We start from the raw sequence: 14239 nt of genomic DNA on the forward strand, positions 1-14239 counted from the left end.
GTTGACACTGTCCGCATCCGCACGTTTACTTCTCGTGTCGTCGCCACACCAGGAGCACAGGGCTCCTCCGGGACTTGCGACGCGAAGGACGCTCTCTGTTGACGACAGCGACCGAAACCTTAAGCATCTTCGAAGTCCGGCCCTACACCCCGCACTGCCAGGTCATCCACAGCGAGGGCGACCACGCCGTGATCGGCGTCTCCCCGGGGAACAGCTACTTCTCGGCCCAGCGCATCGTCGACCTGGCCCGCTGGGGGATCGAGAACTTCCGCGAGATCGATCTCGTCTACACCGACCTCCATGTGGCCGACATGTACGAGGCGCTCGGCTACACGCCCGACGACGCCCGGCGCAAGGCGGTCAAGAACCTGCGCGGTGTGCGGGCCAAGGTCAACGGCGCGGTGGAGACGGTGGATCCCGAGCGAGGCCGGCTCAGAGCCCACGCCATGTCCGACTTCACGGACAACCCCGCCTACCGGCGGATCCACGACCGTCTGCACGCCCTGCTGGCCGAGGACGCGGAGTTCCGCGCGACCTGCAACGCACTGGTGGACTCCTTCCTCTCCTCCAAGGTCCTCGACGGCAGGACGGCCACCGCGCGGCAGCGCGAGGTGTGCCTGGAGTACGTGTGCGCGGAGGCCCCGCTCTTCCTGGACACCCCCGCGATCCTGGGAGTCCCCTCGTCCCTGAACTGCTATCACCAGTTGCTTCCGATGGCCGAGTTGCTCTACTCGCGGGGGTCCGGGCTGCGCGCCTCCCGCAACCAGGGCCATGCCGTCGTCGTTCCCCTCGAAGGAGACCCCGATGTCCGTTGAGACCCTGAGCACGGAGCCCCCGAACACCGAGGCGCCGGACGCCGAGGCGCCGGACGTCGAGGAGCTGCCGGCCTTCCCGTTCTCCTGGCGCGGGGACCGGCTCCCCGCCGAGGTGGCGGAGCTGCGCGCGGAGCCGGTCAAGCGGGTGCGGACCATCGCGGGCGATCCGGCCTGGCTGGTCTCGTCCCACGCGTTGTGCTCGCAGGTCCTGGAGGACCGCAGGTTCAGCCTTAAGGACACCTCCGCGCCGGGTGCGCCCCGGCAGTATGCGTTGACCATCCCGCCGGAGGTGGTCAACAACATGGGCAACATCACCGGAGCCGGCCTGCGCAAGGCGGTGCTGCGGGCGATCAACCCCAAGGCCGACGGGCTGGTCGAGTGGATGCGCTCGTACGCGTCGGAGCTGGTCGACGGCCTGCTGGCGCAGGGCGCGCCGGTGGACCTGCGAGCCCGGTTCGCCAACCCCTACGCGGAGGCCCTGCACTGCCGCATCCTCGGCATCCCGCTCCAGGACGCCGCCCGGCTGGCGCCCAGCCTGGACATCGCGTTCATGAACTCGGCCTGCCCGGTCACCGGCGCCAAGCTGAACTGGGACCGCGACATGGCCTACATGGTGGAACGCCTGGACGACCCCGCCACCACCGGGCTGATGGCCGAGCTGGCGATGCTCCGTCAGGACCCGGACTACGACCACCTCACGGACGAGATGCTCGCCACGGTCGGGGTCACCATGTTCGGCGCGGGGGTCATCTCGACCTCGGCGTTCCTGACCATGGCGGTCTTCTCGCTCATCCAGCACCCGGAGGTATGGGCCGAGCTGCGTGCCGACCCCGGCAGAATCCCGGCGGCGGTCGACGAACTGCTGCGGGTGAACCTGTCCATCGGCGACGGCCTGCCCCGGGTGGCGCTGGAGGACGTCACCCTCGGGGACGTCCTGGTCAGGAAGGGCGAACTGGTGCTGGTCCTGGTCGAGGGCGCCAACTTCGACCCCGAAGTGTTCGCCGACCCGTTCCGGGTGGACATCGACCGGCCGAACAGCACCGCGCACCTGTCCTTCGGCGGCGGACAGCACTACTGCCCCGCCACCGCCCTGGGGAAGCGGCACACCGAGATCGCCCTGGAGACCCTGCTCGACCGGCTCCCCGAGCTGCAACTCGCGGTTCCGGTCGAGCAGTTGGTCTGGCGAACCGGCTTCATGAAGCGCATGCCGGAACGCCTCCCCGTGCTGTGGTGAACTCAGCGCCCACTTCGCCGTGACTTCCCGCCGCGCCGTGGCCGCCCGCCCGGGTCAGCGGGTGGTCGCGTGCGGCGGGCGCTTCGCGCTGCGCGGGTCGGGGAGCTTCAATCCGACGACGGACGGCTCCTGCCGGTAGAAGATGTCGATGTCGACCTCCTCGCCGCTGACGATCAGGGTGTCCCAGGGCTCACTCTCCCGCAGGGTCCGCAGCGTTCCGCTCTCCAGCGTCTCCAGGTGGGCCCGTAGCGTCGCCTCGTCGGGCAGGTCGGGCATGCGCGGGGCCAGGCGCGCGCCGATCTCGCGCAGATGGCCCAGCAGCGTGTCGATATCGTCCGTCCGGGTCTTCTCGGCCCCGGCCCCCTCGGTCGGCTCCGTCATGGCCGCAGCGATGCTTTCAGCGATCCGCTCCTTGATCGCATAGGTGACGCCCTCGTCGTTGGTGGTCACCATGGCGTTCCAGGCACGGCTCTTGTGCCGGTACTGGAGCACCGACATCGCCGCCTCGTGGCGGAGGAAGTCCGCGTCACGGAACTGCTTGCCGCGCCAGGCGCTGTTGAGCGATCGGGCCAGCGATATCGCTGATGCCAGCCCGCTGTTGAGGCCCCGGCCGGGCCAGAAGTGGATGGCGTTGGCGGCGTCGCCCAGCAGGAAGCCGTAGGTGCCGGGAGTCTTGGCGGTCCTGGGGTACAGCATGGAGGTGAAGCGGGGCCGTTGCACCATGTCGAGGCGGAACGACGTGACCGCCGACAGGTCGGCCTCGGCGACGCCGAAGAGCTTCAGGCCCTCCTGGACCCGCTTCCACAGTGCGGATCCCCGGACCAGCGCGGGGAGGAAGAGGGTGCCGTGGGTCGGGCACTTGAAGTCGCCGTCCGCGTCGCGGTCCATCACACACGGCCGCGAGGCGATGCACGACTCGAAGACCTTGCGGACCGGGTCGATCCCGACGACCTCCTCGGCCTCGGTGTCCGTCAGCCGCATGTTGAGGAAGCCCTCGCCGCGCAGTGAGTTGAGCAGGAAGCGGTTCTGCGCCACGGTGAGCATCACGCTCATCGGGTCCGGCAGGCCGGAATTCACCTTCAGGCCCAGGATGAAGTCGTGGACGTGCTCGCCGTTGAGGGAGTAGATGGACGGGTCGGCCGCGCCGAACTTGTTGCCGAAGTGCTCGCGGGTGTGGGAGCGGCCGCCCTCGCAGATCGCCAGGACGTGCTGGTCGGCGAGTTCGCGCTGCCGCTCGGCGATGTCGAAGCGGACCGGGACCAGGCGTATTCGGTCCTTCTTCTCGTTGGCCAGCTCCAGCAGCCGGTCCTCGATGGCGGCGATGGGGATGTTGCGCGGCGGGCGGCCGTTGATCGAGTCGGGGCCGGCCGGCCACATCTCGGAGAAGCCGTCCGGGGTGAACAGCCGCGCCTGCACGTCCTCGGGGAGGTTCAGGTATTGACGGCTCTGCACGGTCACCACCTGCTTGCGCCGGATGTTGCCCTGCGCCTGGTCCTTCCAGACCACCGCGGCGCCGTCCCGGGTCCAGCGCCCGTCGTAGACGGTGATCGCCGCCCGCGACCCCATCATGCTCTCCAGCAGCAGCGCGAAGGCCAGCCCGACCGGCCCGCCGCCGGAGACGGTGACCCGCAGGGTGTCCGGGTCGGCGGCCCGGGGGAGCGCCTCCGCCTCCTTGACGGAGAGGTCCAGCAGCGTCTCCATGGCATCGGTCAGCTCGAAGGCGAAGGCCTCCTCGCCGATCCGGATCAGGTCGTTCGGCATCAGCACATGGCGGGTCACCTCCTCCCCGTTGACCAGCGTGCCGTTGCTGCTGTCCCGGTCGTACAGCACGAAGCCGCCGTCCTCGGGCACGATCTCGGCGTGCAGCCGCGAGGCGATCGGGCTGACGATGACGATGTCGCTGTCCCCCTTGCGCCCCAGGGTGATCGGCTCACTGCCCAGCGGAATCCGCTGCCCGGCGAATGGCCCCTTGCGCCCAACGATGACCGGTGGCACCGGCGCTCCTTCTGTGCGATCCGGCGTCCACAAGACCCCGCCCCCGACGCCGAATTGATGAATGCTCAATCAGCGAAAGCATAGCTGCGGGCGGCTTTCCACGGCTGCGCGAACCGCCGCGGGACCCGCCGCCGCCGAGTGTTGGCTTAAAGGCTTCATCAAGCCCGTCAAGGGTTGGGAAAGGGTCTTCAACAACATGTTGACGTTCCTTGTGGGGTGCTCTACGTTTCCCCCAGTCGGAAATAGAATTCCGCATCCCGAAACTAGGAGTGCTCTATGAATCTCGCTCCGAGGGAGATCGACAAGCTCTACGTCTACGTGGTGGCCGACCTCGCGCGCCGTCGCCGCGACCGCGGCGTCAAGCTGAACTACAGCGAGGCGGTCGCGCTGATCAGCGAGGCGATCCTGGAGTCGGCCCGGGACGGGAGGACCGTCGCCGAGTGCATGGAGCTCGGCAAGAAGGTCGTCTCCACCCGGGAGGTCATGCCCGGCGTGCGCGAGATGCTCTCGCTGCTGCAGATCGAGGCCGCCTTCCTGGACGGGACCAAGCTGGTCTCCTGCCACGACCCGGTCGGTGCCTGATCCATGCCGGGGCCCAGCACGGCGGCCGGCCTGATCCTGGTCGGCGGACACGAGAGCGCGGCAGGCAGTCGGCTGAGCCCGCTCTGTGAGGGTGGCCCGGCCTTCCGCGCGGTCGGCGTCGGCCGGGACCTCGCGGCAGCCGTGACCGAGGCCCTGGCCCGGACCAACGGCCCGGTCTGCGTCCTGCCGATGACCCTGGGCCGCGACCCGCGATTGATCGCGGACACCGCGCGGACGCTGCGCTGGCTGTCCGGCCCGGACTCCGGGGGCCGGATCGCCCTGACGGAACCGTTCGGCACGCCCAGCCATCTGATCGGCTGGCTGCGAGCAGCCGCCGGACGCGGGGTCGGGGACCGTCCGGAGGACACAGCGGTACTGGTGACCGCACCGGCGGCCGGTCCGTTCGAGGACGCGGAGCTGTTCCATGTCGCCCGGCTGGCCCGCCAGTACCGGACCCACCGGTGGGTCGAGGTCGCCTTCGAAGGGGGTGACCCGGACGTCGCCGAGGGCGTCGAGCGCTGCCGACGGCTCGGCGCCCGGCAGGTCGTACTGCTGCCCGCCGCGTTCGGCCCGCCGCCGGATGTGCCCGGCTCCGAGCACGGCGGCCCGCTGCTGACCCGGCGTGCCATCACCGGTGTGCTGCAGGCCAGGGTGACGGTCGCACGGGAGCGCCTGGCGCACGGCGAGAACGGGATCGCCGCGGGTCTGGACGCGGAGCACGGCCATGGCTTCCCGCACTCCCACGGCCCGCAGGCCGTCCCGCCGCGGCCGGACGGGCCCGCACCCGCACCCGCACAGGGCCACGCGCACACCCACGCGCACACCCACGCGCACCGCCACTGACCTGTCGATCCACCGACTTGTCGATCCATCGACCTACCGACCAACCGACCGCCGAGGAGCGCCGACGCATGTCAGGAAGGCCCGTCTACCTGTACGGGGACGACCCCGTGGAGATCAACGCCGGTCGGGCCAAGGTCGGCCTGTCGGTGAGCAACACCGGCGACCGCGCCGTCCAGGTCGGATCGCACTACCACTTCTTCGAGGTCAACCGGGCACTGGAGTTCGACCGCGCCGCTGCCTACGGCATGCACCTCGACCTGCCGGCCGGCACCGCCGTGCGGTTCGAGCCGGGCGACACCCGCGAGGTAGATCTGGCCGCGTACGCCGGGCACCGGCGGCTGGTGGGCTTCAGCGCCCTCGTCGACGGCGGCCTGGGCTCGGCCGACACCCGGAACCGGGCGCTGCGGCGAGCGGCGTCCCGCGGCTTCCACAGCGCCGGGGCCGGGGCCGGCCTGGAAACCGGCGCCGACGCAGACGCCGACGCCGACGCAGGCGCGGGTGCCGAGGCTGACAGCGCCGGCGCGGAGGGCGGCCTCTGATGGCGATCATCCCCCGCCGGCAGTACACCGACCTGTTCGGCCCCACCGTCGGCGACCGCTTCCACCTCGCCGACACCAACCTGGTGGTGGAGGTCGAGCGGGACTTCAACCAGGGCCACTACGGCGACGAGGCCGTGTACGGCGGCGGCAAGGTCATCCGCGACGGCATGGCCCAGGACCCGGCCGCGACCAACCTGCAGGGCGCGCTCGACCTGGTGATCACCAATGTCGTCGTGCTGGACCCGGTCCTCGGCGTCGTCAAGGGCGACATCGGCGTCAGGGACGGCTTCATCACCGCCGTCGGCAAGTCCGGCAACCCTCGCCTGCAGAGCGGTGTGCACCCCGAGCTGGTGATCGGCCCGGGGACCGAGGTGATCTCGGGAGAGCACCTGATCGCCACCGCGGGCGGCATCGACACGCACATCCACTTCATCGCCCCGCAGCAGGTCCAGGAGGGCCTGAGCAACGGGATCACCACCCTCATCGGCGGCGGCACCGGCCCGACCGACGGCACCAACGGCACCACCTGTACGCCCGGCCCGTGGAACATCGGCCGGATGTACCAGGCGGTCGAGGACCTGCCGGTCAACGTCGGACTGCTGGGCAAGGGCAACGCCTCCCTTCCCGGGGCGCTGCGCGAGCAGGTCGAGGCGGGCGTCTGCGGCCTGAAGGTGCACGAGGACTGGGGCGCCACCCCGGCCGCGGTCGACACCGCGCTGCGCGTCGCCGACGAGTACGACGTGCAGGTGGCGATCCACACCGACACGTTGAACGAGTCCGGCTTCTTCGAGGACACCCTGTCGGCGATCGACGGCCGCACCATCCACACCTTCCACACCGAGGGCGCCGGCGGTGGCCACGCCCCGGACATCATGCGGATCGCAGGCGAGCCCAACGTGCTTCCCTCGTCCACCAATCCGACGCTGCCCTACACCGTCAACTCGATCGACGAGCTGCTCGACATGGTGATGGTCTGTCATCACCTGAGCCACGACATCCCCGAGGATGTCTCCTTCGCCGACTCGCGGGTGCGGCCGGAGACGGTGGCCGCCGAGACGGTGCTCCATGACGAGGGCGTGATCAGTATCTTCTCCTCGGACTCGCAGGCGATGGGCCGGATCGGCGAGTCCTTCGCCCGGGCGTTCCAGACCGCGCACCACTGCAAGGACCAGCGCGGCAAGCTGGACGGCGACAGCGCGCGCAACGACAACGTCCGGGTACTGCGCTACCTGGCCAAGCTCACCATCAACCCGGCGATCGCCTCCGGCACGGCCGATTACATCGGCTCGCTGGAGCCGGGCAAGCTGGCCGACATCGTGCTCTGGCCGATCAACTCCTTCGCCGCCAAACCCAAGCTGGTCATCAAGGGCGGCATGGTCAACTGGGCGCTGATGGGCGACCCGAACGCATCGCTGCCGACCACCCAGCCGATCTACTACCGCCCGATGTACGGGGCGTTCGGCAGGGCCCGGCAGGCGACCAGGGTGTCGTTCATGTCCCAGGCCGCGGTGGACCGGGGGGTGCCGGCCGAACTCGGGCTGGACAGCCGGGTGCTGCCGGTCCGGCACTGCCGGACCGTGGGCAAGCAGCACATGGTGCGCAACGACGCGCTCCCGAGGATCGAGGTCGATCCGGAGACCTACCGGGTGACGCTGGACGGCGAACCCGCCACTATCGCCCCGGCCACGACGCTGCCCCTCAACCAGCTGTTCTACCTCGCATGACCGCGACCGCGACCGCGGCCTCGGCTGCTACCGCGGCTTCGGCTGCGACGGGGGGCGCCCTGGACACCCTGCTGGTCAGCCTGCAGCTGACCGACTCGGCCTTCCCGAGCGGCCGCTACACCCTCTCCCACAGCCTGGAGGGCTTCCTCCAGGCCAAGGCCGTGAGTGCGACGAGCATGCCGGTGCTGCTGACCGACCTGCTGCGCCACTCGATCGGCCCGGGTGACGCCACCGCGCTGGCCCTGGCCCACCGGGCGGCCGTTACCGGGGACTGGGACACCGTCGCCGAGGTGGACCAGCGCCTGCACGCGAGCAAGCTCAACCGCGAACTGCGCCTGGCCGCAATCCGGACCGGTCGACAACTGCTCGACACCGCGCAACTCGCCCTCGGCGGCCCGATCCTGGACCGCTACGCCACTCTCGTGACGGCCGGGCGCGCTCCCGGCTGCCAGGCCGTGGCGGCCGGGGTGGCGTACGCGTCCGGCGGCGTCGGGACCGAACAGGCGGTGGCGAGCGACCTGTTCGCGTTCGCGGTCAGCTTCACCGGCGCCGCGCTGCGGTTGCGGCTGACGGACCACCGCCGCGCGCAGACCACGCTCCGCTCGATCGCCCCGGCGATCAAGGAGGTCACCGCGGCGGCGCTCCGCCGCGAAGCAGCCGACCTCGGTGGCTGCGTTCCGGCGGCGGACATCATGTCCGGCCGTCATGAACGCGCCGAGGCACGGATGTTCGCGTCATGACGGAACGTCACATCAGTGGAGAGCACAAGAGAGAGCAGGCCGAATCATGACGGACGACGTACTGCGCGTGGGCGTCGCCGGACCCGTGGGCTCCGGTAAGACCGCGCTGATCGAGGCCCTGGTTCCGGTGCTGATCGCCCGGGGCCGACGGCCGGCCGTGGTCACCAACGACATCTACACGCAGGAGGACGCCCAGCACGTCCGCCGGAATCTGGCCGGGGTGCTCGACCCGGAGCGGGTGGTCGGGGTGGAGACCGGGGCCTGCCCGCACACCGCCGTCCGCGACGACCCGACGATGAACCTGGCGGCGGGCGCCGAACTGCTGGAGCGGTTCCCCGACATCGACACGCTGCTCTACGAGTCGGGTGGCGACAACCTCACGCTCACCTTCAGCCCCGTGCTGGCGGACATGTTCTTCTTCGTGCTGGACACCGCGGAGGGCGAGAAGATGCCGCGGAAGCGCGGTCCGGGCATCACCGACTCGGACGTGCTGGTGATCAACAAGACCGACATCGCCCGGTACGTGCGCTGCGATCTCGCCGTGATGACCGCCGACGCCGACCGGGTCCGCGAGGGCCGTCCGGTCGTCCTCACCAACAGCCTGACCGGCGACGGCATCGACCGGGTGGCCGACCTGCTGGAGAGCTACCGCCGGGTCTCCGCATGACGACCGCCGTCCGGCTCGCCCCCGCGCACTATGAGCCGGCCCGCGTCCCCGGCGAGGTGCGGCGGCACGCGGGCGGTCCCGGTGCGCTCGGACCGAGTGCGCTCGGTGTGGGCGCGGCGGGCAAGGTCGGCCTGCTGGAACTCGCCTTTGAGCGCGTCGGGCCGCCCACCGCCACCGGCCCGCGCACCGAGTTGGTCGGCCACTACCAGAAGTCGCCGCTGCAGATCATGCGGCCGCTCTACTTCGACCCCGCGCGCCCGGACCTGGCGGTGACCTGTCTGATGTCCACCGGCGGCGGCATCGTCCAGGCGGACCGGCTCCGGCTCGACCTGCGCTGCGGCGCGGACACGGCTGTGCACCTGACCACCCAGGCCGCGACCAAGGTCCACCGGATGGACGCCGACTACGCCACCCAGCAGGTCTTCCTGACAGCCGGCCGCAACGCCTACGTCGAGTACCTGCCCGAGGCCGTGATCCCGCACCGGGAGTCCCGCTTCTACCAGCGCACCGTGGTCACCGCCGACCGGACCGCGACCGTGCTGCTCTCCGAGACGCTGCTGGCCGGACGGCTGGCGCGGGGCGAGCGCCACGCGTACCAGGTGCTCGCCTCGGACCTGGAGTGGCGGCGACCGGACGGTCGGCTCTTTGCCCTGGACACCGTGCGGCTGGAGCCGGGCGGCGCGGGCGTCACCGGCCCGGCCGTCCTCGGCTGCCACGACCTGGTCGCCAGCTTCTTCGCGGTCACCCCGCTGGCCCCCGCCGCCGTGGTCGCTGACGCCCTGCACGACGCTCTCGCCCCGCTGGGCAACGGTCTGCTCTTCGGCGTCAGCGTGCTGCCCGACGACGCCGGCGCCTGGCTGCGCGTCCTGGGCCACGACTCACCCACCGTCAACGCCGCGGTGCGGCGCGCCTGGGACGCCGTGCGCCGACTGCTCATCGGTGTCCCGGCCCCGGTGATCCGCAAGTCCTGACCCTGTCCCCGTCCCCACCTCCCGGAGAGACCTCGGATGCACCCCTCGATCGATACGGGCAACACCGCCTGGCTGATGGCCAGCACCGCGATGGTGCTGCTGATGACGCCCGGCCTGGCCTTCTTCTACGGCGGCATGGTCAAGACCAAGCACGTCCTGGTCATGCTGAAGATGAGCTTCGTCTGCCTGGCCGTCGTCACCCTGCTGTGGCTGGCCATCGGCTACAGCCTCGCCTTCGGCAAGGACGTCGGCGGCCGCGGCCTGATCGGCACTCCCAGCCACTGGATGATGCACGACATCGGGATGACCAGCCTGTGGGGTTCCACGGGCATCCCGACCGTGATCTTCTCCTGCTTCCAGATGGCCTTCGCCATCATCACGGTCGCCCTGATCAGCGGTTCCATCGCCGGTCGGGCCACCATGCGCGGCTGGGTGTGGTTCGCCACCGCCTGGACGCTGCTGGTCTACGTCCCGCTGGCGCACTGGGTGTTCGCCCCGGACGGCTGGGTGACCTCCCACCTGGGCGCGCTGGACTTCGCCGGCGGTCTGCCGGTCGAGATCAACTCCGGTGCGGCCGGCCTCGCCGTCGCGATCGTGGTGCGCAAGCGCAAGGACTTCGAGCGCGAGACCATCCGTCCGCACAACCTGCCGCTGGTCGTGATCGGCCTGGCGCTGCTCTGGTTCGGCTGGTTCGGCTTCAATGCCGGCTCTGCCCTGCAGACCGGTGGCACGGCGCCGATGGCCTTCCTCAACACCCAGCTCGCCGCCGCCGGTGCGATGGTCGGCTGGCCGCTGATCGAGAAGTGGAAGCTCGGCCATGTCGAGATGCTCGGCGTCGCCGGCGCAGCCGTCGCCGGCATGGTGGCGATCACCCCGTCCTGCGGTGAGATCTCACCGGTCGGCGCGCTGGCGGTCGGCTTCGCCGCCGGTGTGGTGTGCGCGTTCGCGATCAACTTCAAGTACCGGATGGGCTACGACGACACCCTCGACGTGGTGGGTGTGCACGGCTTCGGCGGCATCGTAGGGACCCTGGCCATCGGCCTCTTCGCGACCGCGCAGATGAGCGGCAAGAAGGGCCTCTTCTACGGTGGCGGCGTCGGCCTGCTGTGGCGTCAGGCGGTCGCGGTCGTCGCCTGCGCGGCATTCTCGTTCGCGGCCACCTGGCTGATCGCCAAGGCGGTCGAGAAGACGGTCGGTTTCCGGGCCGACGAGGAGTACGAGCACGTCCCCGGCCAGGAGGAGGAGCAGGCCTACGACGACGAGACGATCTCCGAGATCCGCTCACGCCTGATCGCCGCCCGGATGCCGGTCGCCGTCGGCGCGGGTGGCGCGGTCGGCCTGGGTGACGGCCTGGGTGGCATGGACGGCGCGGGAGCGGGCGGTGGTGGCGCCGGTGCCGGAGGCGGGGCCGAGGACGGCGCCGCCGCCGACCACCGGCTGCTCGCCGAGCTCCGTGAGGTGCTGGTGCGACGGGACCAGGAGAAGTGATGACGGATTCGGGCAACTCCGCCTGGTTGATGATGGCCGCGGCGATGGTGCTGCTGATGGCTCCGGGCCTGGCCTTCTTCTACGGCGGCATGGTGAAGACCAGTCAGGTCATCGCCATGCTCAAGATGTGCTTCGTCTGCCTGGTCCTGGTGACCGTGATCTGGTTCGCGGTCGGCTACAGCCTCGCGTTCGGAACGGACGCAGGCGGGCTGGGACTGATCGGCGGGGTGGACCACCTGTTCATGTCGGGGGTGGGCACGGGCAGTTCCACCGCCGGGGTCCCGACCGTGGCCTTCTCGGTCTTCCACATGTCGTTCGCCATCGTGACGGTCGCGCTGATCAGCGGCTCGGTCGCCGGACGGGCGACGATGCGGGGCTGGATCGCCTTCGTCTGCGCGTGGACGCTGCTGGTCTACATCCCGATGGCGCACTGGGTGTTCGCGCCCGACGGGTGGGTCGCCAAGCAGGTCGGCGCGGTCGACTTCTCCGGCGGCACGGTCGTCGAGTTGAGCTCGGGGGCGGCCGGTCTGGCCCTGGCCCTGGTGGCGGGCAGGCGGCAGGACTTCGAACGGACGAAGATCCGTCCGCACAACCTGCCGCTGGTGGTGGTCGGCCTGTCGCTGCTCTGGTTCGGCTGGTTCGGCTTCAACACCGGCTCCTCGCTGGGCACTCCGGGCGCGGCCGCGATGGGCGTGATGAACACCCAGCTGGCGGCGGGCGCTGCGATGGCCGGCTGGTCCCTCACCGTCTGGCTGCGGGCCCGCAAGGTCGGGCTGCTCGACATGTGCATGGGCGCGGTGACCGGGATGGTCGCGATGACCCCGCTCGCGGGCGGCGTCAGCATGGCCTGGGCCACGGTCATCGGGTTCCTGGCCGGGCTGACCTGTGCCTTCGCGATCAGCTGGAAGTACCGCTTCGGCGTGGACGACACGCTCGACGTGGTCGGCATCCACGGCTGGGGCGGCCTGTTCGGCATGGTGATGGTCGGCCTCGCGGCGACCGGCGTGATGACCGGTAAGAAGGGCGTCTTCTACGGCGGCGGCTGGGACCTGCTGGGCAAGCAGTTGGTGGCCGTCCTGGTGCTGGGCCTCTTCTCGTTCGGCATGACGGCGCTGATCGGCAAGGTGGTGGACCTCACGGTGGGCCTGCGCCAGTCGACGGCCGCGGAGGAGCACGAGCAGGTCTACCAGAACGACTGGGACGCCCAGTTCAAGGAGATCGCCGACGCCCTGCGCGGCCGTGACCCCGCCCCCCACCCCGGCCCGGACGCCACCGCTCTCCTGGACCAGGTCCGTCGCATGCTCACGACCGACGCCGAGCGGCCCGCTGACTGACTCTGCGTCAATCCTCGCACCGGCCCTGTCGAGGGCCGGTGCGAAGAGCCGCCGACCGTCGATGTCACCTTTCGGGTCGCCGACTTGTCAGCCGGGGGACTGGACCACTGTCCCCATGGAAACGGAGCAACGGTGTTCGCCGCCTACCTCACGGTCACCATCCTCGGCGCGGTCTTCAACGGGGCCGCCGCCGTCACCTACCTGATCGGTCACGAATACCCCAAGACCCAGGCGGACATGAAGGGCCTGCCACGGAAGTACGTGCCGGTGCTGGGCTCACTGCTGGCCGCGGGCACGGTGGGTCTGCTGGCCGGGCTCGCCGTCCCGATCCTGGGAACCCTGGCCGCCGCCGGCCTCATCCTGTACTTCATCGGCGCGATCATCGCCCACCTGCGAGTCGGCTCCCGCGACATCGTCGGCGGCATCGTCTTCCTCGCCACCGCTGTAGCCGCCTTGACCATGGGCCTGCTCCACCACGGGGCCTGGTAGTCCTGGTGGTTGAGGCGGGCTTCCCTCACTATTGGTCCAGACCTATTGACGCGCCTCGCCACCCCTCCTACGATCCGGTCCGGCACACCCCCACATTTCCCCACCTCACCCACAGCCGGGCGTCGCGCCCCCACGCGCTGGTCATGCCCATGGCGCCCGGTGGGAAGGGAGCGCACCATGTTCCGTCGGAGGCCGCGTAGTCCACGTCTGCCGGTGCCGGGAGACTTCCGCCCCTGTCCGGAGTCCGGCAGCGAGCACCGGCAGACGGTCCTCAGGCGCTCCCTGGCCGGGGTGAGCGCCGCTGTCGTCATCGGTGCCGGCGCCGTCGTGGCCGGTACCGGCGCGGCCGGGGCGGCCACCACCAACCTGGTGGCCAACCCCGGATTCGAGAGCGGGCTCACCGGCTGGACCTGCTCCAGCGGCTCCGGAACGGCCGTCAGCAGCCCGGTCCACTCCGGCGCCTCCGCGCTGAAGGCCACGCCGGCCGGCCAGGACGACGCCCAGTGCAGCCAGACCGTCAGCGTGCAGCCCAACTCCCAGTACACACTGAGCGCCTACGTCCAGGGCAGCTACGTCTACCTGGGTGCGACCGGCACCGGCCTGACCAGCGCCCCGTCCACCTGGACGCCGAACAGCGCGTCGTACAGCCAGCTCAGCGTCGGGTTCACCACCGGGGCGACCACCACCTCGGTGACCGTCTACCTGCACGGCTGGTACGGGCAGCCCACGTACTACGCGGACGACGTGTCGCTCACCGGCCCCGGCGGCAGCACCCCGCCGCCGACCACGGCACCGCCGACCACCGCCCCGCCCACCAC

14 protein-coding genes are annotated in these 14239 nt (G+C 70.5%); 13 read left to right on the forward strand and 1 reads right to left on the reverse strand.

Annotation, left to right across the window (positions count from 1 at the left end; translation table 11 throughout):
• Window positions 1-98: 98 nt before the first annotated feature.
• Complete coding sequence (locus TR46_RS11235) at window positions 99-815, forward strand: cyclodityrosine synthase (protein ID WP_042397810.1); 717 nt, start codon at window positions 99-101, stop codon at window positions 813-815.
• A complete protein-coding gene (locus TR46_RS11240; protein ID WP_084718286.1) occupies window positions 805-2049 on the forward strand; it encodes a cytochrome P450 in 1245 nt (414 codons plus the stop codon). The genes TR46_RS11235 and TR46_RS11240 overlap by 11 nt, the downstream gene beginning before the upstream one ends.
• Before the next feature lie 54 nt (window positions 2050-2103).
• Here the strand turns inward: TR46_RS11240 and TR46_RS39305 are convergent, their stop codons facing one another.
• Window positions 2104-4044: an FHA domain-containing protein gene (locus tag TR46_RS39305; RefSeq protein ID WP_042397811.1), complete on the reverse strand. Its 1941-nt coding sequence runs from the start codon at window positions 4042-4044 to the stop codon at window positions 2104-2106.
• 276 nt (window positions 4045-4320) lie between these two features.
• Between TR46_RS39305 and TR46_RS11250 the strand changes: the two genes are divergently transcribed.
• From TR46_RS11250 to TR46_RS11300, 11 genes are all read left to right on the forward strand, one after another.
• Window positions 4321-4626, forward strand: coding sequence for an urease subunit gamma (locus tag TR46_RS11250; RefSeq protein ID WP_042397813.1), 306 nt, complete (start codon window positions 4321-4323; stop codon window positions 4624-4626).
• A 3-nt stretch (window positions 4627-4629) separates the two neighbouring features.
• On the forward strand, window positions 4630-5469 hold the full coding sequence (locus tag TR46_RS11255) for a sirohydrochlorin chelatase (protein ID WP_063770571.1): 840 nt from the start codon (window positions 4630-4632) through the stop codon (window positions 5467-5469).
• Window positions 5470-5537: 68 nt separating this feature from the next.
• Window positions 5538-6008: an urease subunit beta gene (locus TR46_RS11260; RefSeq protein ID WP_042397815.1), complete on the forward strand. Its 471-nt coding sequence runs from the start codon at window positions 5538-5540 to the stop codon at window positions 6006-6008.
• Entirely contained in the window at window positions 6008-7732 is a 1725-nt protein-coding gene (ureC, locus tag TR46_RS11265; protein ID WP_042397817.1) for an urease subunit alpha, read from the forward strand. The genes TR46_RS11260 and ureC overlap by 1 nt, the downstream gene beginning before the upstream one ends.
• Window positions 7729-8472, forward strand: a complete 744-nt coding sequence (locus TR46_RS11270) for an urease accessory protein UreF (RefSeq protein WP_042397819.1) — start codon at window positions 7729-7731, stop codon at window positions 8470-8472. The genes ureC and TR46_RS11270 overlap by 4 nt, the downstream gene beginning before the upstream one ends.
• Window positions 8473-8518: 46 nt before the next feature.
• A complete protein-coding gene (ureG, locus tag TR46_RS11275) occupies window positions 8519-9139 on the forward strand; it encodes an urease accessory protein UreG (RefSeq protein ID WP_042397821.1) in 621 nt (206 codons plus the stop codon).
• Window positions 9136-10110, forward strand: coding sequence for an urease accessory protein UreD (locus tag TR46_RS11280; RefSeq protein WP_042397825.1), 975 nt, complete (start codon window positions 9136-9138; stop codon window positions 10108-10110). Before ureG ends, TR46_RS11280 begins: the two co-directional genes overlap by 4 nt.
• 36 nt (window positions 10111-10146) lie before the next feature.
• Window positions 10147-11598 carry an ammonium transporter gene (locus tag TR46_RS11285; protein ID WP_052432711.1) on the forward strand — a complete coding sequence of 484 codons (1452 nt, stop codon included), beginning with the start codon at window positions 10147-10149 and terminating at the stop codon, window positions 11596-11598.
• The gene (locus TR46_RS11290) at window positions 11598-12932 is read left to right on the forward strand and encodes an ammonium transporter (RefSeq protein ID WP_042397828.1); all 1335 of its coding nucleotides are present in this window, start codon (window positions 11598-11600) and stop codon (window positions 12930-12932) included. Before TR46_RS11285 ends, TR46_RS11290 begins: the two co-directional genes overlap by 1 nt.
• Window positions 12933-13064: 132 nt before the next feature.
• Complete coding sequence (locus TR46_RS11295) at window positions 13065-13421, forward strand: DoxX family protein (RefSeq protein ID WP_042397833.1); 357 nt, start codon at window positions 13065-13067, stop codon at window positions 13419-13421.
• A 177-nt stretch (window positions 13422-13598) separates the two neighbouring features.
• Window positions 13599-14239: carbohydrate binding domain-containing protein (locus TR46_RS11300; RefSeq protein WP_174505112.1), on the forward strand; the 641-nt coding region annotated here is incomplete at its 3' end.

The sequence above is a fragment of the Streptacidiphilus carbonis genome, assembly GCF_000787775.1.
Taxonomy (GTDB): Bacteria; Actinomycetota; Actinomycetes; order Streptomycetales; family Streptomycetaceae; genus Streptacidiphilus; species Streptacidiphilus carbonis.